The organism is Vibrio mimicus CAIM 602, assembly GCF_000338875.1.
GTDB classification, from domain to species: Bacteria; Pseudomonadota; Gammaproteobacteria; order Enterobacterales; family Vibrionaceae; genus Vibrio; species Vibrio mimicus.
Window position 1 is genome coordinate 130689 of the sequence record NZ_AOMO01000088.1, and the last position, 24634, is coordinate 155322.

At 47.0% G+C, this 24634-nt stretch carries 17 protein-coding genes and 2 pseudogenes; 3 read left to right on the plus strand and 16 right to left on the minus strand.

Annotated features, from left to right (window positions below; all coding sequences use genetic code 11):
* Positions 1-89 precede the first annotated feature (89 nt).
* A pseudogene (locus tag D908_RS0120050) lies at positions 90-1066 on the minus strand (ion channel).
* Positions 1067-1131: 65 nt separating this feature from the next.
* Complete coding sequence (locus D908_RS01270; RefSeq protein ID WP_005527510.1) at positions 1132-2031, minus strand: LysR substrate-binding domain-containing protein; 900 nt, start codon at positions 2029-2031, stop codon at positions 1132-1134.
* Positions 2032-2134: 103 nt separating this feature from the next.
* Here D908_RS01270 and D908_RS0120055 point away from each other — a divergent pair.
* Positions 2135-3398, plus strand: a pseudogene (locus D908_RS0120055) (D-amino acid dehydrogenase).
* 375 nt (positions 3399-3773) lie between these two features.
* A complete protein-coding gene (locus tag D908_RS01265; RefSeq protein ID WP_001190511.1) occupies positions 3774-5324 on the plus strand; it encodes an alanine/glycine:cation symporter family protein in 1551 nt (516 codons plus the stop codon).
* A gap of 91 nt (positions 5325-5415) precedes the next feature.
* Here D908_RS01265 and D908_RS01260 read toward each other — a convergent pair whose 3' ends face one another.
* From D908_RS01260 to guaB, 6 genes are all read right to left on the minus strand, one after another.
* Positions 5416-7398 (minus strand): alkyl/aryl-sulfatase, encoded by a 1983-nt coding sequence (locus D908_RS01260; protein WP_005527511.1) that lies wholly within the window; start codon positions 7396-7398, stop codon positions 5416-5418.
* A 102-nt stretch (positions 7399-7500) separates the two neighbouring features.
* A complete protein-coding gene (locus D908_RS01255; protein WP_031343586.1) occupies positions 7501-8406 on the minus strand; it encodes a LysR family transcriptional regulator in 906 nt (301 codons plus the stop codon).
* 212 nt (positions 8407-8618) lie between these two features.
* Positions 8619-9212, minus strand: a complete 594-nt coding sequence (locus D908_RS01250; protein WP_000104915.1) for an acetate uptake transporter — start codon at positions 9210-9212, stop codon at positions 8619-8621.
* A gap of 190 nt (positions 9213-9402) precedes the next feature.
* Complete coding sequence (locus tag D908_RS01245) at positions 9403-11124, minus strand: glycoside hydrolase family 19 protein (protein ID WP_005527515.1); 1722 nt, start codon at positions 11122-11124, stop codon at positions 9403-9405.
* Positions 11125-11360: 236 nt separating this feature from the next.
* Complete coding sequence (gene guaA / locus D908_RS01240) at positions 11361-12914, minus strand: glutamine-hydrolyzing GMP synthase (protein WP_000164600.1); 1554 nt, start codon at positions 12912-12914, stop codon at positions 11361-11363.
* 107 nt (positions 12915-13021) lie between these two features.
* Positions 13022-14485 (minus strand): IMP dehydrogenase, encoded by a 1464-nt coding sequence (gene guaB, locus D908_RS01235; protein ID WP_000944167.1) that lies wholly within the window; start codon positions 14483-14485, stop codon positions 13022-13024.
* 208 nt (positions 14486-14693) lie between these two features.
* Here guaB and xseA point away from each other — a divergent pair, with 208 nt between their 5' ends.
* Entirely contained in the window at positions 14694-16034 is a 1341-nt protein-coding gene (gene xseA / locus D908_RS01230; protein ID WP_005527524.1) for an exodeoxyribonuclease VII large subunit, read from the plus strand.
* Here the strand turns inward: xseA and D908_RS01225 are convergent.
* The 8 genes from D908_RS01225 to rodZ form a co-directional block, all read right to left on the minus strand.
* Positions 16015-16248: a zinc ribbon domain-containing protein gene (locus tag D908_RS01225; protein WP_005527526.1), complete on the minus strand. Its 234-nt coding sequence runs from the start codon at positions 16246-16248 to the stop codon at positions 16015-16017. The two genes, xseA and D908_RS01225, sit on opposite strands and share 20 nt — an antisense overlap.
* Positions 16249-16567: 319 nt before the next feature.
* Entirely contained in the window at positions 16568-17437 is an 870-nt protein-coding gene (locus tag D908_RS01220; RefSeq protein ID WP_005527528.1) for an alanyl-tRNA editing protein, read from the minus strand.
* A gap of 54 nt (positions 17438-17491) precedes the next feature.
* Entirely contained in the window at positions 17492-18976 is a 1485-nt protein-coding gene (gene der, locus D908_RS01215) for a ribosome biogenesis GTPase Der (RefSeq protein WP_000249407.1), read from the minus strand.
* Positions 18977-19173: 197 nt separating this feature from the next.
* Positions 19174-20334: an outer membrane protein assembly factor BamB gene (gene bamB / locus D908_RS01210; RefSeq protein WP_000732614.1), complete on the minus strand. Its 1161-nt coding sequence runs from the start codon at positions 20332-20334 to the stop codon at positions 19174-19176.
* A gap of 12 nt (positions 20335-20346) precedes the next feature.
* Entirely contained in the window at positions 20347-20961 is a 615-nt protein-coding gene (locus D908_RS01205) for a YfgM family protein (protein ID WP_005527531.1), read from the minus strand.
* A gap of 37 nt (positions 20962-20998) precedes the next feature.
* A complete protein-coding gene (hisS, locus tag D908_RS01200) occupies positions 20999-22267 on the minus strand; it encodes a histidine--tRNA ligase (protein ID WP_005527533.1) in 1269 nt (422 codons plus the stop codon).
* A gap of 25 nt (positions 22268-22292) precedes the next feature.
* Positions 22293-23417, minus strand: coding sequence for a flavodoxin-dependent (E)-4-hydroxy-3-methylbut-2-enyl-diphosphate synthase (gene ispG, locus D908_RS01195; protein ID WP_001163462.1), 1125 nt, complete (start codon positions 23415-23417; stop codon positions 22293-22295).
* Positions 23418-23427: 10 nt separating this feature from the next.
* Positions 23428-24435 carry a cytoskeleton protein RodZ gene (gene rodZ / locus D908_RS01190; RefSeq protein WP_005527536.1) on the minus strand — a complete coding sequence of 336 codons (1008 nt, stop codon included), beginning with the start codon at positions 24433-24435 and terminating at the stop codon, positions 23428-23430.
* Positions 24436-24634: the final 199 nt, after the last annotated feature.

Here is a 24634-nt window from a genome sequence, read left to right on the forward strand (position 1 = left end):
AAGCCAAGAATAGCGCCTCTCAAGCAGAAATATCAGCCAATAACTTTGTCCATCTCTATCGACTGCTTAGAATGACAGCAGTAATCGGTTTAACGGGTCATTTTCTTTACAAAAACCACCACGAACAGCGCCATCGTGAAGCTGCCCATAAAGGCTTCTAATGCCGCAACCAGTCGAGCAAAGCCATGTGGTGAGATATCGCCATAGCCCAAGGTGGTGAATGTCACCACACTAAAATAAACGGCATTAATAAATTCTAAAACTTGGAATTGCCAACCTGTCGTGTTGGCGAAGATAGGATTATGGACTGTGGTATCAAGTAAGTAATACACAGTGGCGCAGACTAGAATCACGCATTGCGAAAACAACACAACGCGCAGCGGATCTTCACCATAACCACAAAAAAGCTCCACGATTTTTGAAATCACCCGAGGCAGGCTAAATCGTTTCATTTGATAACGGCGAAAGCGCATCTCTTTTTTAAAAAACTGCCCAGCGGTATGAAACAACCCCTGCATTTCACACTGCTTGCGTATATTGCGGCACACCTCTTCTAACTCTTGATAGAGCGAAACCTCGCTCAGGACATCACGATTTTTACGTGCTTTTTCGCCTCAAGCTCCTGTTTAAATGCCTCACCCCACTCAATATTTTCCAACCGAGCACGAGACAGCTCCACCCCAAGCATATTGGCGCCTTCCAACTTGGCACAATTTAAGTTCGCGCCGAGCAGATTGGCTTTCATTAAAGAACTGCCACGAAGGTCCAATCGAAAACAGTGAGCATCCGTCAAATCTGCGCGATAGAAATCAGCACTACGGCAGGAATACCCTTGATGGCTACCGCGATTGACCAAATTAATATCTTGCAGTTGGGTTCGCGCAAGCTGAAATCCATCTAACGGGCGTCCGGAATGTGCCCAAGCCTCGACTTGCTCTTTGACCTCATCATGGCTTTTATCGACGGCAGGATCATGCCAATAACATAACCCACTGCTATTCGCCGTTTGGTCACATTGCCACCCTGATGGGCTGCAATAACCACATGTTTGGGGCTTGCCTTCCATTGTCCCGACTCCTTTTCACAGCGCTTATTGATAAGTTTAGAAACCTTCAAACAGAGCGCCAGCGATCAGTGCGGTATTTGTTGATACAGCCAGTCGGTAAACACTTGTGTGGCTTCACTGGCTTGGTGCGTAATCAAAAAGTACCCAGCTTTGGCGGGGATAGGAGCAAAAGGCGTGACCAAACGACCGGAGTCTATTTCATTGGAAAGCAGCGCCATTCGCGCCATGGCAATGCCAACCCCAGCTTCAGCGGCTGACATCGCCATATCAGTACGATTGAAATAATGGTCGCGACGTTCCGGTAATACAATTCCCATTTGTTTTGCCCAGTAATGCCACTCTTGATTGCGCGCCGCATTGGCCCAAGGCATCGCATCATGCAGCAGCACCACTTGCTGCCAATCAGCAGAGTTTGTCCAATCCTGTTGCAGCCAAGGGTGAGCGGCAAGATAAGTCGCGCTCATTACTGGCAATAAGAACTCTTCCATCAATAGCTGCGCATCACGCCGCGGGTAAGGCAGCATGCCGTAATCGATCGCCAAATCGTAATCACGCCTATCACTATCCACCAACGCCCCTTCCGCAAAACTTTGAATCTGGATCTCGGGATGACGACGATAAAAATCCTCTAAGCGAGGAACCAACCATTTAAAGGCAAATGAAGGTGTCAGCTTAAGCCGGATCTCTTTACGCTCTGCTGAAGGAGTTAAACCACGAATGGTTTGCTCAATATCCTGATAACTACGTTGCACAGTATTGAGTAACAACCGCCCGGCTTCGGTTAAACGCACGCCACGCGAGTGCCGTTCAAATAAGCTAAAACCAAGCTGAGCTTCCAGCTGCAGCATTTGTTGGCTAATCGCACCGGTGGTGAGGTGTAGAGCAGCCGCAGCTAAGCTAAAGCTCGGGTATTGAGCCACCTGCATGAAAGTATGCAAACTGGCGACTTGATGGCTTTTCAACATGGGCTTGCTTTTAGTTTTACTAAAGGGTGGTGATAAATTTTATCGATTGTTAATGAAAAGTAAACCTCAGACACTGAGCCGACAATTGAGAGAGGAGTCAATGATGGAAGTTTTGGTATTAGGCAGTGGTGTCGTGGGTTTAACCAGCGCTTGGTATCTCGCGCAAGCTGGCCATAATGTCACGGTTATTGATCGCCAGCCACGCAGCGCCGAAGAGACCAGCTTTGCTAACGCAGGGCAAATTTCCTATGGCTACTCTTCCCCTTGGGCAGCACCGGGCATTCCGCAAAAAGCGCTCAAATGGATGCTGGAAGAACATGCGCCACTTAAAATCCAACCTTCGCTCGATCCAACATTATTGAGCTGGATGGGTAAGATGCTGCTCAACTGTCAGCTCTCTCGTTATCAAGTCAACAAATCCCGTATGCTGGCGATTGCCAACCATAGCCGCGAATGTTTAAAAGCGCTCAACCAAGCCTATCAACTGAATTACCAAGGGCGTCAGCGCGGTACACTGCAAGTATTTCGTGATGAAAAGCAACTAGCCGCGATTGAAAAAGACATGCAGCTTTTAGCACAAAGCGGTGTACGTTTTGAATTGCTGAATGTTGCGCAGTGTCTAACCCATGAACCGGGGCTTGCCCCCGTGCAAGAGAAGTTAGTTGGCGGGCTTTGGCTACCGGATGATGAAACCGGTGATTGCTACTTGTTCTGTCAGCAATTGACAGAGCTGGCGCAGCAGCAAGGTGTACGTTTTCAATTTAACTGCCACATCCAGCAATTGGTTTATGAGGGCAAAAAGATCATCGGTGTCCAAACCGATTCAGGGCTCATCAAAGCCGATGCTTATGTGGTTGCGCTAGGCAGTTATTCCACTCAATTCCTTAAACCTTTGGGCATTGATATTCCGGTTTATCCCGTCAAAGGCTATTCACTGACCTTACCTATTATTGATGAGAACTACGCCCCGCAATCGACCGTGATGGATGAAACTTATAAGGTTGCGCTGACTCGTTTTGCCGATCGGATCCGCGTGGCGGGAACCGCCGAGCTAGCGGGGTTTGATCCTGCTATTCCGCAAGCTCGCAAAGCAAACTATTGAGATGGTGGTACGCGATCTCTTCCCGCATGGCGGTGATTTCACTCAAGGACAGTTCTGGACCGGGTTTCGTCCTATGACGCCAGATGGTACGCCGATTATCGGAGCCACTCCGTACACTAACCTTTATACCAATACAGGGCACGGTACATTGGGTTGGACTATGGCCTGTGGTTCAGCCAGCATTTTGGCTGATGTAATGACCCATGGAGAAAGTGCGCTTAGCTCGTTAGGGCTCGATCTCTTCCGATATCCTAAAGCCTCCTAACCTCATACCTTGCAATCACACTGCCACATATTCAGCGGTGGCAGTGCGCATCATCAGATTGTCCAAGCAGCACGTAAACAGCGTAAAACTTCAATTAAGCGGTCAATTTGTAGTCGTTTCTCATTTATCCTCAAGCAACTTAACTAAAGCATAAAATTTTCATCTAGCACATCTCGCCCACCGGATTGACCAACAATTCACCACATCGACTTATTCGCATCCAGCTGTACAGCAAATGAACAGGTTTTGTGTTCATCGTCACGCATCCTTACTTTGCCAGATAAAAGAATTAACAATTAGATTACAAAAAGCTTAATATGTCGAAAACACAACAAACACAACAAACACAACAACTCATTAACAGGGAAACTACTTATGCAGTCATTTGTTGATTTTCTGAATGGAATCATCTGGAGTCCGGCGCTGATTTACCTCTGCCTTGGCGCTGGCTTGTTTTATTCCATTCTGACTCGTTTTGTACAAGTTCGACATTTCTTCGAAATGTGGCGACTACTCCTTAACAATAAGGAGTCCTCAAAAGGCATCTCCTCTTTCCAAGCACTGGCCGTATCACTATCAGGCCGTGTAGGTACAGGTAACATTGCAGGTGTTGCTGCGGCGATCGGTTTTGGTGGCCCTGGCGCAGTATTTTGGATGTGGACGGTCGCATTTTTTGGTGCGGCAACCGCTTATGCGGAATCCACGCTCGCGCAAATTTATAAAGAAGAAGATAACGGTGAATTCCGTGGTGGCCCGGCTTACTACATCGAAAAAGCCATGGGTCAAAAATGGTATGCCTGGATCTTCGCGATTGCCACCATCTTTGCCTGTGGGGTGTTGCTACCTGGCGTACAATCCAACAGTATTGGTAATGCTGTTGAATCGGCGTTTGGTTCTGGCCCTATGATTGAAACCGCTATCGGCACCTTTAGTTTCGCCAAAGTTTTCACCGGTACTGTCGTTTCTATCCTACTCGGCTTCATTATTTTTGGTGGTGTAAAACGAATCGCAAGCTTCACCCAGATCGTCGTGCCTTTTATGGCGCTGGCTTACATCATCACGGCCTTTGTGATCATCCTGCTCAATATCGGTGAAATTCCACGCATCGTAGCCATGATTGTAGGTGATGCGTTCTCACCAATGGCGGGTGTAGGTGCGGCAATCGGTTGGGGGGTAAAACGTGGTGTTTACTCTAACGAAGCTGGTCAAGGTACTGGTCCACACGCAGCAGCAGCTGCCAGTGTTGAACACCCAGCTCAGCAAGGCTTGGTGCAATCTTTCTCCATCTATATTGATACCTTGATGGTCTGTTCTGCGACTGCGTTTATGATTTTGATCACTGGTGCTTACAACGTGCATGGTGCGGGTGAAGGCATCTTCTTAGTACAAAATCTGCCTGCCGATATCATTGCCAGCAGTCCAGCCTTTACTCAAATTGCGGTAGACAGTGCCCTACCCGGCATTGGTAAACCTTTCGTGGCGTTTGCGCTGTTCTTCTTCGCGTTCACCACCATTCTGGCTTATTACTACATCGCTGAAACCAACGTCGCTTACATTCGCCGTACGCTCAAAGTGGATGGCCTGATGTTTGTACTGAAAATTGCGCTGATGACCGCTGTGTTCTACGGTACCGTCAAAACAGCCAACTTGGCATGGGCTTTGGGTGACGTAGGGGTAGGTTTGATGGCTTGGCTCAACATCGTCGGCATCATCATTATCTTCTTTATGTCTAAGCCAACCATGGCGGCGCTAAAAGATTATGAAGAGCAGCAAAAGCAAGGTGTGACGGAATTCATTTTCAACCCAGTGAAACTTGGCATCAAAGGTGCCACTTACTGGGAAGGAAAATACCTACGCAAAACGGGCAAAGCACCGAAAGCTGAGGTAAAAGAGACCCATGAGGTAGAGCAAACTAGCTCAATATAAGAAAAAGCAGTGAACACAACAGTAAGTCAAAGGGTTAGCATCTGCTAACCCTTTTTTTATGCTTATCAACGTAAACGAATGAACCTTCAGATTACTTAGATTTAGGTTCTATGATGTTGAACCAGAATTCAAAGTTATCCAGCATGCCTGCAATATCACTCAGAGCTTTCGCGTTGCCTTCTATTTTCGCGTTACCTTCTTTGGCTAACTGAGTAATGGTGGTTTTACCCATCAAGACTTTGTTGAGCTCAGCACGATTGATGATGAGTGTCATATCCGGCGTATCCGATTGAATGCCTTTTAGGTTATTCAAGTGGGCGTTTTCCAGTTCTACCAAGAATTTCTCGTTCACATCAGGTAGAACAAAGTTAATGGTGTAATCCACACCTGCCGCTTTATCCCCATTTAGGCGCACGCCGAGATAATCAAGGAACAGTTCTGTATCCATGGCGACAACCATGTCGGTACTCGCCGTTTTTGTCGCGCTCACTTTTGGCAGGCCATTACGTAATTCGTAAGCCCCCATTAAGTATGTATTACGCTCACCTGCGGATTCGCTCTGGTACCCCAATTGCTCCAAACAATCCGCCTGCAGGTAGCGCGCTTGCTTATTGCTCGGCTCTGCAAATACCGCTTTATCGACGATTTCAGCACACCAACGGTATTCCCCTTTGCTGAAGGCGTCTTGCCCCATTTTGAGTACGTTATCCATCCCTCCCATTGCTGCGACGTATTTAGGTGCAGCATCAGTCGGAGCAAGTGGGCGCAAAGTAGCAGGATTCATATCAAAGTAACCCAGATATTTGTTGATCACAGCTTTGGCGTTGCGGTGGTAACTGCCGTGATAACCACGGTTGTACCATTCATGTGCCAGCACATCAGGAACATGGAATTCATCTTGAATCTCATTAATGGTCACACCATGGTTGGCCAGTCGCAGCGCTTGATCATGAATATAGCCGTACATATCACGCTGTTTACGCAGGAATAGATTGATATCGTCATTCCCCCAACGTGGCCAAGTGTGCGAAGCAAACATCACATTCGCCTCTTTCGCGTACATGTGAATTGATTCGTTGATGTACTTGCTCCACGCTTTGGCATCACGCACTTCTGCGCCACGCAGGGTGTAAACATTGTGTAGGCCACCTACTGTGTTTTCCGCCATCCACAGCGCTTTAAACTGTGGGAAGTACGTATTCATTTCGGCAGGTGCTTCAGTCCCCGGCGTGTTTTGGAATTCCATGGTGATACCGTCAATAACCATGGTTTCAGTTTGCTTTGTGATCACTTTTGTGGGCGCAATTAAACTCACTTCACCTTGTGCAACCCCCTTACCAATCGCAGCATCCACTTGACCGGTAGCGCCTTTAGGCAGAGCGTTGCCATATTGATAAGTGGTTCTGCGTGACATGGCATTACCGGCCAATACATTTTCAGCAACCGCATGATTTAAGAAACCTTTCGGAGCAATGACCTGTACTTCACCGCGATCGACCTGCTCCTGACTGACGATACCTTTTACGCCACCAAAATGGTCCGCATGAGCATGACTGTAAACCACCGCTTTCACCGGACGCTCACCTAATTCTTTATTCACAAAATCCAGTGCAGCTTTTGATGTAGCAGGAACCGTAAGTGGGTCAAAAACAATCCATCCCGTATCACCTTGAACAAAAGTGATGTTCGCCAGATCGTAGCCACGCACCTGATAAATTCTATCCGTCACTTTATACAGACCGTGGTGCATGTTCAGTTGTGCCTGACGCTGCAGGCTTGGGTGAATACTGTCGTAATCACGGCCATCTAATAAGAAGTTGTAGTTACCCAATTCCCAAACGACTTTACCGCTCGCGTCTTTAATTTTGAGATCTTTTTGCTGAGCGATAAGTCCTTTTTCAACCAATTTGAAATCTTCTTTATCCGCAAACGGTAAAGTGTTGCGTTGCTCCGCAGCGAAAGTTTGAGTGGTTGCACTTGGCGCTTTAGCATCAGAGGTGAAAGAGGTCGCTAAAACTGGGGTGGAGGTGGCAATCAACACAGCCAACAGAGTGGGTTTACAGACTGTTTTCATTGAGAATCTCTCTTATCTTAGTAGGGAACAGGGACAAGAATAAGAGAGAAATTGATGCAGAACGATTCGCCTAACAATAATCAATAATTAAGCATTGCTTAACTATTGGGAGAAGACTTCCTCAATCTGCTCACGTAACCAAATCAAGCCTTTATCTTGTTGCTTGGCTTTATGCCAACACATAAACGTAGGAACTGGCCGCATCTCAAACGGCAATGACTGAATGTGTAAACCCAATTTTTCCGCCCACATATCTGCCAAGCGTTTTGGTGTGAAGCAGAGTAGATCGGTGACGGAAGCGGTAGCCATCAAATTGAGCATAGAGTCACTTTGGTAATGAACTTTGCGAGCTGGCAAAGCTTGATCAAGCAAACTGGAAAACAGGTAATGACCAAAACGGCGACTGGTTAATGCAGTGTGTTTTTCGTCAAAAAACTGCTGAAAAGTGAGCGTTTCTCCCAACCGTGGATGATTTTTGGCGTATACCACCACTAACGCTTCTTCTGCAATCTGAGTGGTAATAATGGAAGGATGGCTGATGGGCAATGAGGCTAAAAACAGGTCTGCTTCTCGCTCACTTAATACCTGACTGGGTGTGAAATGATCGTCTTCATAAGGCTTTAGATTTACGGTGATGTGCGGTGCAACTTCGCTGATTTTTCGCAGTAGTTGCGGCAATACCACTAGGTCAAAATAGCCATGCCCACCAATCACAAACTCCCGAGTGCTGGTTGCAGGATCAAAACTGGCATTGGTTTCTAACCCAAAACGAATAGCACTCAATCCTGCGGAAACATGCTTGTGCATGTTGAGAGCATACTGAGTCGGTTGTAGGCCACGTCCTTGTCGTACAAACAGAGGTTCCCCGACTTGATCTCGTAATCGAGATAAATTCTGACTCACCGCTGCGGATGTCATATTCAACTTATCCGCGGCTTTATTGACTGAGCCTAACGTCATCACAGCATCAAACACCGTCAGTAAATTTAAGTCATAGTCGCGCAGCATAATCAATTCGATATCCATGGTTGGGAACTCAGCGATCATACCCGATCTGATACGGATTGCCTTTCTCCGTCATGGCTTAATGTTATTGAGTTAACTTTTATCGCAAGAAGCTAGGCGACAAATTCCAAGGTCGGTGATTTATTGTCGGTTTTTAAACCATAAAAAAAGGGCGAGCCAATGGCTAACCCTTTCAATGTTCCCAAAATGATGACTTATGCAGCCAGCTCTTGTGCTTTCACTGGTTGAACGCGCTTCTCACCCACAGGTAGAACTACGCGACCATATTCGTTGTTCAGCACTTGTGCCATCGCAAAGTAGATTGCGCTTGCACCACAGAAGATGCCTTCAAAACCAGCGATGGTGCCGATCAGTTCGCTGCCAGTAAAATCACGTGCAGCTAGCAGAGCAAACAGGATGGTCAGTGAGCCAAACACAACTTGCTTCGCAGTTGGGTAGCACAGAGAACCAATGAACATAAAGCCAGTGAAGATCCCCCACAACGCCAAGTACCAGCCCATAAAAGGTGCTGGGCTTGCTGGTAATCCCATGTGTGGCATCACGATCAAGCCAACCAGAGTCAGCCAGAACAGACCGTAAGAGGTAAATGCTGTAGTACCGAAGGTGTCACCACGCTTAAAGCACATGATGCCTACGATAACCTGACTCAGACCGCCGTAGAAAATACCCATCGCCAGAATCATAGAGTCGATTGGGAAAAAGCCTGCGTTATGGATATTAAGCAGAATGGTTGTCATACCGAAACCCATCAGACCAAGTGGTGCTGGGTTTGCTAGCTTAGTAGACATGTGAACCTACCTTCAGAGTGTGAATTCAAAAATGTTTGTAAAAATTACGCGCGGATTTTAATGAAGGGACAAGCAAAAGAAAAAAGATCTTATTGGAAACTTAGATTGTAGAAACAGCTGGTTACATGTACGGATAAAAAATCGCCCAAACTATATTGGGCGATCAGATAAATAATTTAAATACAGTAAGTTAGCAAGCCACTTTTTCCCAGAACCAATTAGTCTGAGTTGGTGACTCCCAAACTCCCGGACTGTTCTTAGCAATAAAGCACTGACCGTTGTAGGTCACTTTATCGCCATTAGCCACCTGGGTGATACCTGGCTGCCACACAATAGCATCCGTTGGTGTAGGCTCCGTTGGTGGTACAGGTTCTGTCGGAGGTGTTGGCTCTGTTGGCGGCACTGGTTCAGTGGGCGGTACAGGCTCTGTCGGTGGAGGTGTCGGTTCGGTTGGCGGAGTCGGCTCACCAGACACCAACGCCCAAGGACCACCTAAAGTGGGTTCATTACCTTGCGTCCACCATTTAGCTTGGTAAATCGCACCTTTGTAACTCACCTTTTCACCACCGGTATACACTTTACCGGCATCCCATGCTGGTGTTCCACCAGTAGGCGGATCAGTAGGATCTGTCGGTAATGGATCGAGTTTTTCCACTACGCGGACTTTCGGCCAGCTCGCATGTGAGCCATACAGGTTAGTCACACACTTCTCGTAGTCACCTTTAACCAAAGCTGAGTAGGCGGTTTGGAAACCCACCAACTCACATTCAAATGAGTAACCGCCCGGACGATCTGGGTAGTACTTCCAGTTACCATCCCAGTTGGTGTAAAGCACATCGGTCGCACCATTAAGATTTAAACTGCCATAGGGCAATTGCTGCCAGCAAGTGTTCTTCTCATCGGCCTCGATTGGAATTTGATAATGCGCAGCTAAGCCTTCCCAGTAACGAATACGGTTAACAGGCTGGCCTTTGTCTTTGTTCTGCTCACCACACTCAATACCACCGTTAATGATGTTGATAGTGGTGCCGAAACCGTAACCAATACCTGCATCAATTTCACGTTGTGAAGGTACCCAAGTACGATCGATTACATGCAACATGGCAGGTTTTGGTGCTTGCGGAGTGAGGAAGAACCAAATTGCCGAGGCAAGGTTTAGCCATGAGTCAGCCACTAAGCCCGGGTTATTGAGCAATACTGTTGCATCACCATCAAACATAACCTCTGAGAAAGCGCCGTAGTTAAAGTGGTAAGAAAGCTGTTTTGCACCACGACCGAAATACCCCTGCCCTGTTGCACAAGGCCACTTTTTATTCTGCCAATCGTTTTGGCCACAACCTGTGGTGTAACCGGTTTGACCTTCTGACCAGCCCATTTCCCGCACATGAACCAGAGCTTGTTGCCACTCTTCCAGTGCTAATGGGTTATCAGAGATATTGTCCTTAGAAATATGCCCGCCCGTCTCCTGAGCAAAGTGTGCAAAGGCAGTAACGATCGATTTTTTACAAATTGCATCTGAGTTACGGCCATCCGTATATTCAGCACAAAATGCTGGGAATTTACCAATCGCACGTAAGAAACGAGTATAGGTATATTCAGGCGCAGCCATATGAGTGAGGAAATTCCACTCAGACGCTGGGAATACCCGCTCAGCACGTTTTACGTTATCAGGATTGGTTGCCTGCCCCGGCTCAATCGCATCAACAACCGTATTCGGTCTAGTGGCTAACGCATTGGACCATATGGCATACATAGGATTCGCGGTTTTTGCTTGCTCGGCCGCAGCAACATCTGCTTTGGCTACCACATAGCCACCCGGGTTGAGTGGGTCAGGTTGAATGTTGATTGCCGCTTGTGCGGGTAATGCGCAAGCAATGGCTACCCACCACGCCGTGTGTTTCAGTTTAAACATAGGTGAAAGTCCTTCTCTCAAGTTGGAAATCCTATTGAGAGTAGGCCTACCGATTACTTTTTTAATAGGAAAAATAAAGAAATAAACCAGAAATGCGAGCCATTTCCGGACGATGTAAATCGTACGCCTGCGTGCTACACCAAGTTTTTGAACGGAAATACAAATTCAACATATTCTGTTGATAAAAGAAAAAACCTCAGGTTATGCCTGAGGTTTTTTATGCTATTTAAGGAAGATTATTCCCACTCAATCGTTGCTGGTGGCTTACCGGAGATGTCATACACCACGCGTGAAATGCCATTCACTTCGTTGATAATGCGGTTTGAAACCTTACCCAAGAACTCATAAGGCAGGTGCGCCCAATGTGCGGTCATAAAATCGATGGTCTCTACTGCACGCAGTGATACAACCCAATCGTACTTACGACCATCGCCCATTACACCAACTGAGCGTACTGGTAGGAACACAGTAAATGCTTGAGAAACCTTGTTGTACAGATCCGCTGCGTGCAGTTCTTCAATGAAGATAGCATCCGCACGACGCAGTAAATCACAGTACTCTTTCTTGATCTCACCCAGTACACGCACACCAAGGCCAGGGCCTGGGAATGGGTGGCGGTACAACATTTCGTATGGCAGACCCAGTTCAAGGCCAATCTTACGTACTTCGTCTTTAAACAGTTCACGCAGTGGCTCAACAAGGCCCATTTTCATGTCATCTGGCAAACCACCCACGTTGTGGTGAGATTTGATCACATGCGCCTTACCTGTTTTTGAAGCCGCTGATTCAATCACATCTGGATAAATAGTGCCTTGAGCCAACCATTTAGCGTTGCTGAGTTTTTTCGATTCTTCATCAAACACTTCAACAAACACACGACCGATGGTTTTGCGTTTCGCTTCAGGCTCATCAATGCCTTCCAGTGCTTTCAAGAAACGCTCTTCTGCATCCACTTTGATGATGTTGAGGCCAAATTTGTCCCCAAACATATCCATCACTTGTTGACCTTCGTTCAAACGCAGTAAGCCGTTATCTACGAACACACAAGTCAGGCGGTCACCAATTGCGCGATGAACCAGCATGGCAACCACAGAAGAATCCACACCGCCAGAAAGACCAAGGATCACCTCATCGTTACCCACTTGCTCTTTAATACGCGCAACGGCATCTTCAATGATAGATTCAGAAGTCCACAGACGCTCACAACCACACACGCCCAGAACAAAGTTCTCCAGCATCTGCAAACCGTTTTTCGTGTGAGTTACTTCAGGATGGAATTGTACGCCGTAGTATTTCTTCTCTTCATTAGCCATCGCTGCGTATGGACAAGTGTCGGTTTCACCGATTTTTACGAAATCAGCTGGAATCTCGACCACTTTGTCACCGTGGCTCATCCAAACGTCTTGAGTCAATTCAAGATCTTTAAACAGCGCTGATTCGCCAGAAACTTTCACCTGAGCATAACCAAATTCACGCTCATCAGAGGTCGCGACACGTCCACCTAACTGCTCAGCCATGGTCTGCATGCCGTAGCAAACACCAAATACTGGCACGCCACTGTCAAACACATATTGTGGGGCACGTGGTGAATTCGCTTCTGTCACGCTTTCAGGGCCACCAGAAAGAATAATGCCATCTGGATTGAATTCGCGAATGTCCGCCTCTTCCACATCCCAGCTCCACAGCTCACAGTACACACCGATTTCGCGCACGCGACGGGCAACCAGCTGGGTATATTGAGATCCGAAATCGAGGATCAGAATTCGTTGGTCATGAATATTCTTAGTCATTGTTTAGCAGTCTTATCAGCCAAGTATTAAAAACAGGAAGTCTTAAAACGGAGGCGAGTCTACTCGCCTCACATTCAGTCATCAAGCATTAAAGCAAACGTTTACGCTTAACCCAGACGGTAGTTTGGAGCTTCTTTCGTGATCTGCACGTCATGTACGTGAGACTCTTTCATACCCGCACCAGAGATACGTACAAATTGAGCTTTAGTACGCAAATCTTCTACCGTGGCAGAGCCAGTCAGCCCCATACAAGAGCGTAGGCCGCCCATTTGTTGATGGATGATCTCTTTCAGATGACCTTTGTAAGCGATACGGCCTTCGATGCCTTCTGGAACCAGCTTGTCCGCAGCGTTATCTGTTTGGAAGTAACGATCTGATGAACCTTTTGACATTGCACCCAGTGAACCCATACCGCGGTATGCTTTGTAAGAACGGCCTTGGAACAGAATGACTTCGCCCGGTGCTTCTTCAGTACCTGCGAACATAGAGCCAACCATCACACAAGATGCACCAGCAGCAATCGCTTTAGAAATATCGCCAGAGAAACGGATACCGCCGTCTGCGATAACTGGAATACCGAACTCTTCCGCCACGCCAGCAGCATCAGCAATAGCAGTAACTTGAGGAACACCAACACCTGTTACGATACGAGTAGTACAGATAGAGCCAGGGCCAATACCGACTTTCACTGCACTCACACCCGCTTCAATAAGAGCGCGCGCACCTTCAGCAGTCGCCACGTTACCACCAATGATTTCAAGGTGAGGGTAAGCAGCGCGAGTTTCACGGATACGTTGCAGAACACCTTCTGAGTGGCCGTGAGAAGAGTCGATCAGCAGTACGTCAACGCCCGCTTCAACCAAGGCTTTCACACGCTCTTCGTTGCCCGGTGCAGCACCAACAGCTGCACCAACACGCAGACGACCTTGGTCATCTTTACATGCATTTGGTTTGCTTTCGGCTTTATGGAAGTCTTTCGCGGTGATCATGCCTTTGAGTTGGAACTCATCATTCACCACCAGAATTTTCTCAACACGCGCTTTGTGCATCTCTTCTTGCACTTCAGCACGGCTTGCGCCTTCTTTTACCGTCGCTAGGCGCTCTTTTGGCGTCATTACTGCGGCAACAGATTTGGTGAGGTCAGTAACGAAACGAACGTCACGGCCAGTGATAATACCAACCAGTTCATTGTTTTCAGTCACAACAGGGAAACCCGCAAAACCGTGGTGGTAAGTCAATTCCATTACATCAGCGATGGTTTGCTCAGGGCGAACCGTCACAGGGTGAGTAACCACACCTGCTTCAAAGATTTTTACTTGGTGAACTTGAGCAGCTTGCTGTTCAATCGACATATTCTTGTGAATAAAGCCAATGCCGCCTTCTTGAGCCAGAGCGATCGCAAGACGTGCTTCCGTGACAGTATCCATAGACGCAGAAACCATAGGAATGTTCAGCGCAATATTTTTGGTCAACCGAGTGCGAAGATCGGCAGTATTTGGAAGAACGGTGGAATGAGCAGGGACGAGTAAAACATCGTCAAAGGTTAGAGCTTCTTTTGCGATTCGTAGCATGTGCAATATCTCACAACAGGAGTGTTAACAACGAAAATCCACTTTATCGTTTCGCCTAATAAAATGGATTTATATTTGATATTGCGGTCGGATTATACGCCCGAGGCAATCGGTTGACCACACATTTTTTTATTTTTTATTTGCATTTCACCCCTTGATATGTATTATATTGCGGCTAATTTCCATACCCACGCCTGGGGAATCAGCATTGTCTTCTTCTCTCGCCAATCGAAATATCTACACCGTTTCCCGTTTAAATGCTGAAGTACGTTTATTGCTGGAAAATGAAATGGGGATTGTCTGGTTGGTGGGTGAAATTTCTAACTTCTCCGCTCCCGTTTCTGGTCACTGGTACCTCACCCTAAAAGACAGCCAAGCGCAGGTAAAATGCGCTATGTTCAAGGGCAATAACCGTCTGGTTAACTTCAAACCACAAAATGGTCAGCAGGTATTAGTCAAAGCTCGGCTATCGTTATACGAACCGCGTGGTGACTACCAAATCATTCTCGAAAGTATGCAACCTGAAGGTGATGGACGCCTGCAACAACAGTTTGAACAACTGAAGATGCAGCTCGCCGCAGAAGGCTTGTTTGCTCAGACGCGAAAGAAACCACTTCCAGAAAACCCTCGCTGTGTTGGGATAATTACCTCACGTACAGGTGCCGCACTGCATGATATTTTGCACGTGCTAAAGCGTCGTGACCCGAATTTACCCGTGGTGATTTACCCCACTCTCGTGCAAGGTGAAGATGCTGCCATTCAAATTGCCCAAGCGATTGGCCGAGCGAATTCACGCGCGGAGTGTGATGTATTAATCGTGGGTCGCGGTGGTGGCTCTTTAGAAGATTTGTGGTGTTTTAACCATGAAATCGTGGCACGCACTATCGCCGCCAGCGACATTCCTATTATTAGTGCGGTTGGCCATGAAATCGATGTCACCATCGCCGATTTTGTTGCCGATGTTCGCGCCCCAACTCCATCAGCAGCAGCAGAGTTAGTTAGCCGAGATAATCGCCATAAACAGCAAGCATTACATCAATGGCAAGCCAAACTGGCCAGTGGAATGCGCCACTATTTGGCTCAACGGCACACGCAATTTGCGCGTTTACAGCACAAGCTCGATAAACAGCATCCACAAGCTCGTTTAGAGCGTCAACAGCAGCAACTTGATGAACTCAGCCTGCGCCTTGAGCAAAAGATGCACCAGCGTCTGACCGTTCAGCAGCAGCGCTCGGATCGCTTGAGTCACAAAATTCAGCTTAATTCACCAACTCATTTGATCCGTCAGCAGCGTTTTAGCCTGCTCCAGCAAGAGCAGCGCCTTACTCAGTTGATCCAGCACCATTTGATCCAATCACGGCATCAACTCGCTTTGCTGAGTGAGAAAATGGATGCTGTCAGCCCTCTAGCAACATTAGCACGTGGCTATTCGGTGACACGCACGGCTCAAGGTGAGTTAGTGCGTCAAAGCGCTCAAGTGAAACCGGGCGACACTTTAGTCACCCAGTTAATGGATGGAGAGATTCTCTCTACAGTGAATTCGCGCTAAGCGGCTGGAAGACAAAACGGATTTTTGACTTCGATTTAAGCTCATTGCATTGATTACAGAAGTAATTCGCCGCACCACAAGCCTGCAGCTTTTCTAACTCGCTGTCACACTCGGGGCAAAAACCCACTTTGCGATAATCCTGAACACAAGCAGTACAGTGATACTGCCCTGTCCATTCCAACTCTTGACCACATACAGGACATGGGTTGTCCATTGCGCTCTCCTTAGTATTTTGCGTTGCGTCACATAATCTCTATAGCGGGGATCATGTGCCATGATCCTTATCACGCCTACTTAGTTTAATGCACAGTGTTTAACCAATACCTGATACTCTTTTAAACAAGATCCTACGTTGATCTTCCGCTCAAAAGCTTTTGATCAGCGATCTGCCCCTAAAAGAACTTTTATATAACCACCCACCGAAAGCATAAGTTACATATCCTGCATTTGGATTTTATACAGATTTTAATTCCAACAAAGAACCAAAAAACATAAATTAAAAGAATATAGTAAAAAGATCTCTCTAATCTTGTCTATTCGACGTAAGTTACCGCTTCAATATGCTGTTCATCGACTTGTTTTAGGGTTACATGGATCGTTCTAAACGCATCTAAGCCATTGGCATGCGTGCCTCCGCAAGGAATACGGGCTTTAACACTTTCATGTAAGTCACATACCCAGTAACGCGAGTCTGTCAGAGCCAAACCTTCACACTCAAGCTGAATCGGACTCGCTAACGCTAGCCACTGCACAAGCTGCTGATTAGTGTTTTTCTCTATCAAATCCAAATCTCTCAGAACATCATCACTATTTAAGCCGCGATTACGCAGTGTTTTTCCTAAACGGTACAAATCTGTTGAACAGTTAGGCGTTACAAAACTTGATATCTGCGCATAGCTGTTGAAATCAAAATACCCATGCGGGTCTTTACGGTCGGCATCTTTACGCCAGTAACTCTGAGCCAAAACCTTATTCAGCGCCAAATAAGCCAAATGACCAGCACTATGACCTCGGCTTAAACTCGCTTGATATTGTGCATCGACCATCAACTGAACACTATCGCCCACTTGAAATAAGGCTGTAACTTCTCTTAAACGATGAACTACAACAAATACCCAGCCACTTTCATCCCGTTTTACGGGGATGTCATTTCCGACATACAAATGACCCGATGCTTGTTCAACGGCACCCACTAAACAGTCAGTAACGGGGTACTCACAGCCTTGCCAAATTAATACTCCGCGATCAGCCGGATGGTCGGGCCAAATATGGCTGACCGGATGAAAAGGCGTTTTATAAGTAACAACATCAACCCCTGCAGAATGGAGCTGGTACAGCATGACTTGGGAATCAAGTGAAGTGATACCCTGTGGAAAAGTAACTTCTGTTGCAGAATGGCGCATGCAATATCAATCCTTTAGAGACAAAAAAGCCCAAGTAAACTTGGGCTTTATAAATTATTTTCTGCGGTTTTTCACCATGCTCATCAAGCGCTTGCGTTGTCGCTCTTGTGAGAGGGTCATTTTATTTGTCTTACCTTCAAATGGGTTTTCGCTATTTTGGAACTGGATACGAATCGGTGTACCCATGATTTCTAGCGATTTACGGTAATAGTTCATCAAATAACGCTTGTACGAATCAGGCAGCTCGTTCACTTGGTTACCGTGGATAACGATGATTGGTGGGTTATAACCACCTGCGTGTGCATATTTCAGTTTCACACGACGGCCACGCACCATAGGGGGTTGGTGATCATCGGTTGCCATTTTCATAATACGTGTCAGAACCGAAGTGCCCACACGCGTTGTCGCGGAACGATACGCTTCTTGCACTGATTCAAACAGGTGACCAACACCAGTACCATGCAGTGCTGAGATAAAGTGAATACGCGCAAAATCAACGAAACCAAGGCGGCGATCCAGTTCTTTCTTCACGTGTTCTTTCACGTCAGTGTTTAGACCATCCCATTTGTTCACTGCAATTACGATTGAACGACCTGAGTTAAGAGCAAAACCAAGCAGGCTGAGATCTTGATCTGAGATGTTTTCACGCGCATCAACCACTAACAGAACAACGTTAGCATCTTCAATCGCTTGTAATGTTTTAACGACTGAGAACTTCTCAACTGTTTCATTTATACGCTTACGACGGCGGACACCCGCGGTATCAATCAACACATATTCACGCTCATCACGCTTCATCGGGATGTAGATAGAGTCACGCGTGGTTCCCGGCATATCGTAAACCACTACGCGCTCTTCACCCAGAATGCGGTTAGTCAGTGTCGATTTACCTACGTTTGGACGACCAATGATGGCAAGTTTAATCGGTAGATCTTGCAGACGCTTGTATTCCGCTTCCGCTTCTTCTTCGCTGTACTCTAGCTTCTCTTCTTCTGGATCTTCTTCATTCGTCAGATCTTCAAGCTGAGCTTGCTCAGATTCCATTTGCTCTGCAAACGGGTTAAGAGCGCGGTCAATCAATGCACCAACACCACGACCGTGTGCCGCAGCGATTTGATACATCTGCTCCATTCCCAACTGCCAGAATTCAGCAGAAGCGGCATCAGCGTCGATCCCATCAACTTTATTCACCACCAGAATGGCTGGTTTTTCGATTCGACGCAGGTGTTGAGCAATCGCCTCATCGGCAACCGTCAGACCAGCGCGGCCATCTACCATGAACAACACCACATCGGCTTCATCAATCGCAGCGAGCGATTGCTGAGCCATCTTGGTTTCTACACCTTCTTCTGAACCATCGATACCACCGGTATCAATCACGATAAATTCGTGTTCACCCAACTTAGCTTGACCGTATTTACGATCACGAGTTAAACCGGGAAAATCCGCGACTAATGCGTCCCGTGTGCGAGTGAGTCGATTAAACAGCGTCGATTTACCGACGTTTGGACGCCCAACAAGAGCAACAACAGGTACCATAACAACCTCTACAAAATTTCATCTTATGTAGTTATAGGTAAACACTCTGTCACAAGCGCTAAATTTTTACCTATAACCACTTTTACCTATAACCACACAGACGGACACCATAATGGCACTATCAATTTGATGCCACTAGCAATAAAACGGCTCCTAACTGTTTCCAGCCAGGAGCCGCGTGTGAATCATATCACAATTTACTCTTGAATCGTCAGCTTCTTTATTTGGCCATCACGGGTAACGATGACATAGCCATCGCTCAGCGCTAACGGCCCCACAGCAAAGCCACTATCATTGGCAAGTTGCTGAGCGACAAATTCACCGCTATTGCGATCGATCCAATGCAAATAACCTTCCGCATCACCGACAACTAGGTAATCGTCAATCATTTTCGGAGCGGTTAACAGACGATGCTCTAACTGCGCATTTTTCCAAAGCTCAGTTCCGCTACGTGTATCTACTGCAACCAAATGATCTTTATCAGTAACGAGATAGAGACGGCTACCATCGGTCACCATATCAGTCGCAGAAGAGTAGTTACGTTTCCAGATCGGCTGACCTGAACGTAAATCAATGGCAATAAGTTGACCGTTAAATCCAACTGTAAACAACGTACCACCAACCACGAGTGGTGATGCATCCACATCCACTAAGCGATCAATTTCTGTCGCACCTTTTGGCTGTCCAACCGGTTGTTGCCAGATCAGTTGTCCACGTTCGGCAATCGCAGCAGCAAGACGACCACTAGGAGTACCCCAAAACACGCCACCCGAGAGTGTGGTAGGACGGCTATCGCCACGAAGCGTTAAGTTAGGTACTTCTGTACTGATGGTCCATTTCTGAACACCATCTTCTTGATTTAGAGCAATCAAAGCACCACGACTGGTATTGACGATCACAAGGTTGTTGTCGGCAGCAGGAGCCGCGAGAACTTCACCTTCAATCACCGATGTCCACAACGGTTCACCCGTCTCGACATCCAGCGCATTCACCACACCATTTTCGCTGCCAATAAACAGTTTACCAAAGGCAGCAGTAATACCACCGGATAGGCGAGCAGAACTGTCTAACTCGAGATCTGTCGTCCAAACGGCTTTACCTGTTTGTGGATCGAGAGCTTTGACGACGCCATCACGGCTCGCAACATACACTTTGTCGTAAGCATAATCAGGAGCAAGTTTAGAGAAATAATGCCCTACACCATCCCCCACCGAAGTACTCCATAGAGTTTTTGGGGTAAATTCGCTTTTTACAACCGGTAGCGGCGCCATTACAACGTTTTCTTCTTCACTGGCACAGCCAGCGAGAAATGCTAATACACCCGCAGCGACCAGCACTTGCTTGAACAGCTTCTTCATCAGGGAGTACCCTTACTTCGCGAGATCATCCAATTTCATTTGCAGAGTTTGGCTAGCGTCATCTGCTTGTTGTGCTTCAGTATAAGCAGCATAAGCTCCTGCACTGTCACCTTTACGCATCAGAATGTCACCACGTAGCTCAGCCACACGACCTGCCCATGTTTTCTCTGGGATGTTGCTTAGCTGTGTTAAAGCCTCATCAAATTGACCTTGCTCAGCCTGAAGACGAGCAACGCGATAGGTCAGCAGTGGTTTTAATGCCACATCTTTTGTCGCGCCTTTTGCCCATTCAAGTTGAGCTAATGCCTCATCAAGCTGGCCAGCTTCAACTTGAACTTTCGCCAGTTGCATTGCTGCTAACACGGCATATTCAGTCTCTTTATTGGCATCAATAAAGGTCTGAATCGAGCTTTCTGCTTCAGCACCTTTAGCAACCAGCGCATCAATCGCTTGACTGTAACTGTGCGATGCGGCTTCTTGAGCTGAAACGACTGAATCTTGGTAGTAACGCCAGCCAAATAGACCACCTAGGCCAATAACGGCGCCAAAGATCACCGCTTTGCCGTTCTCTTTCCACCAATCTTTGATCGCTTCAACTTGTTGTTCTTCAGTATCGTAGAGTTCCACTTCCTGTCCTCTTATTCAAAACGTGCCAGCAGGAGAATTATGCTAAATGAGTCAATAGCTTGGCGACTTCAGCTTGAGCAACTGTGCTCTGATCGCCACCAGCCAAATCTTTTACCACTACCGTTTGAGCGGCGACTTCATCTTCACCCAATACCAATGCAATGGCTGCGCCCACTTTATCCGCGCGTTTAAATTGCTTTTTAAAATTACCGCCACCAAAGTGAGTCATCACTCGTAGGCCAGGAACTTGCTCACGCAATTGCTCAGCGAGTTTCATACCCGCCATCATGGTGCCTTCACCTGCAGTGACCATGTACACATCAACACTGCGACGGACTTCGGTGTTACCCAGTGTTTCCATCATCAGTACTAAACGCTCTAAGCCCATAGCAAAACCAACCGCAGGTGTTGGTCTTCCACCCAGTTGCTCAACTAGACCATCATAGCGACCACCGCCACAAACGGTACCTTGAGAACCAAGACTTTCGGTGATCCACTCAAAAACAGTGCGGTTGTAGTAATCTAGGCCACGCACTAAACGTTGATTTACCGTGTATTCGATACCCGCAGCATCAAGAAGTTCACACAAACCCGCAAAATGTTGTTTTGATTCAGCATCCAGGTAATCAGACAGTTGTGGTGCATCACCTAAAATCGCCTGTACGTCTGGATTTTTTGAATCCAGCACTCGCAGAGGATTGGTGTACATACGGCGTTTGCAATCTTCATCCAGTACACTTTGATACTGTTCAAGATATTCAATCAATGCACTACGGTAATTAGCACGTGCTTCCAGCGAACCTATTGAGTTCAGCTCCAAACGTACATGCTCAGAGATACCCAGCTCGCGCCATAGGCGTGCCGTCATCATGATCAGCTCAGCATCAACATCTGGACCATCTAAGCCAAAGACTTCTACACCACATTGGTGGAACTGGCGGTAACGGCCTTTCTGTGGGCGTTCATGACGGAACATTGGGCCCATGTACCACAGACGCTGTTCTTGGTTGTACAGTAAGCCATTTTCAATACCTGAACGCACACAACCCGCCGTGCCTTCTGGACGCAGAGTTAAGCTGTCACCGTTGCGATCTTCAAAGGTGTACATCTCTTTTTCCACGACGTCGGTCACTTCACCAATTGCGCGGCTAAACAGATGAGTCATCTCAACGATTGGCATACGAACTTCGCTGTAACCGTAAGCGCTGATTACATTTTTCACCACGCCTTCCACTTTTTGCCAAAGTGGAGACTGTGTTGGGAGGCAGTCGTTCATGCCTCGGATTGCTTGAATAGTTTTTGCCACAATTCTTACCGTAATATCGTTGAGATTAATCTTGTTCTATTTGCTTGATGTCGATTCGATTTTTTTCATCCAATTGCGCCGCTTTAGCGCGAATTCGCGCTTCCAGTTGAGCAACGAGATCATCGTTATCAAATCGCTCTTTCTGGCGAACGCCATCTTCATAGAACGCACTTTTCTTATTGCTGCCAGCTAAACCTAGGTGAGACACTTCAGCCTCTCCGGGACCATTCACTACGCAACCGATGATTGACACATCCATTGGTGTCAGCACATCTTCGAGACGTTGCTCTAGCGCGTTGACCGTACCAATCACGTCGAATTCCTGACGAGAACAGCTTGGGCAAGCAATAAAGTTGATGCCACGCGAACGAATGCGCAGCGATTTTAAAATATCGAAACCGACTTTGATTTCTTCTACGGGATCGGCCGCCAAGGAAATACGCAGCGTATCGCCGATACCTTCGGCCAGCAGCATGCCTAAGCCTACCGCTGATTTCACAGAGCCAGCACGCGCTCCACCTGCTTCAGTAATTCCTAAATGCAGAGGTTGATCAATCTTCTTCGCCAGTAGGCGATAAGAGTCCACCGCAAGGAAAACGTCCGAGGCTTTTACACTGACTTTAAACTGATCAAAATTGAGACGATCCAGAATATCAACATGACGCATCGCCGACTCAACCAGAGCTTCCGGCGTTGGTTCACCGTACTTAAGCTGGAGATCTTTTTCGAGCGAACCACCGTTCACACCAATACGAATAGGGATGCCTTTATCACGTGCGCAATCCACCACAGAGCGGATCCGCGCTTCGTTACCGATATTGCCCGGGTTAATTCGCAAACAATCAACACCGTATTCCGCGACTTTTAGGGCAATACGATAATCAAAGTGAATATCAGCCACCAAAGGTATTGAAACTTGTTGTTTGATTTGCTTGAACGCTTCTGCGGCATCCATCGTCGGGATCGAGACGCGTACGATATCCGCACCCACTTTTTCCAATGACTTGATCTGCGCAACAGTGGCAGCCACGTCAGTGGTTCGGGTATTGGTCATTGATTGCACGGCGATGGGCGCACCATCACCAATAGGAACGTCGCCCACATAGATACGTGTCGAGGGGCGACGCTTAATAGGAGACTCATGTTGCATAGACATTTTTCTAAGGTAAGGTCAATCTTGCTACTTTGCCGGAAGTATACCCAGAAAGGTCGACCGGTTCACTCGCTAATGTAATAGAAACACCTTCAGGCGCACCAAGCACAACTTTAAATGGACGCTGACCATTTAAACTTACGTTCTGCCCGGCTTTCTTTACTCCAGTAGATAACGTTTTACCCGTCGCGTCTTTCACTTGAATCCAGCAGTCGGCAGAAAAATTCATCACCAATAACGCTGGCGTATTCTCAACGGGTGCTGTAACAGGCTCAACAGGAGTCGCTGGCATCACCACAGCTTGCGCAGTAGGCGTTACAATCGCCTCACCTGCAGCTGGCGCTTCTGTTACTGCTTCAACATCGTTAGGAGCAGGAGGGGTTATCTCACTTGCTTCACTTGACTGAGGTTCTTCCAGTAGTGGAGTTTCTTCACTTGGTGGAGCACTGTTTTGTAAATCATTCAGCGATGGAACAGTGGCAAATTCTTCGTTAGCAATATTCTCTTCTTCCGTACTTTGTACATCAGATCCAGAAGCTACCGATTCAGTCACTGTTTGTTCAGGAATCAAGCTATTTTTCTGGCTGTTTTGCCACCACCATAGGGTCGACATACCAACAATCACCGCAAAAATAACCCAAGTGATTAGCATGATTCGAGTGTCATGTAACTGGCGTTTGGTTTTCTTAGAAAAGCTCTTCATGTCAGGCTGCGCAGGTTCCGGTTGGCAGTAGCTGTCATCAAAGGCGCACAAAATTTCTGATTCACGGATGCCAACGGCTTTCGCGTAAGAACGCAAGTAGCCACGCGTGAAAGTAGCGACCTGACCATCTTCAAAACGGTTTTCTTCAATACTTTGAATAATAGAAAGGCGTAATCTGAGCCGATCAGCGACTTGGCGCTGAGTAAGCCCCAAATCTTCACGTTTCTGTTTGAGTAACGTACCAGGCGCTACTTTTTCAATCACTTGTTCAGTGGTTTCAGGTTGGTTGTAATCTTGCTGTTCAGTAGTCATCCGTAATTTCAATCTCTTAGTCAGGACTAAGCAGCCTAGGTCGCTCACTTTTATTCTTCATTATAGGTAGTGATGAGACGGCTTAGCTTAATCGGTGCAATTAGTTAGCGCTTCGCTTAGGTATAGCTCAAATCAAGTTTGAGAAAGTTGCCCCATTCTAATAGATATTGTTGACTAAACAATAAAGAAATGGCCAATA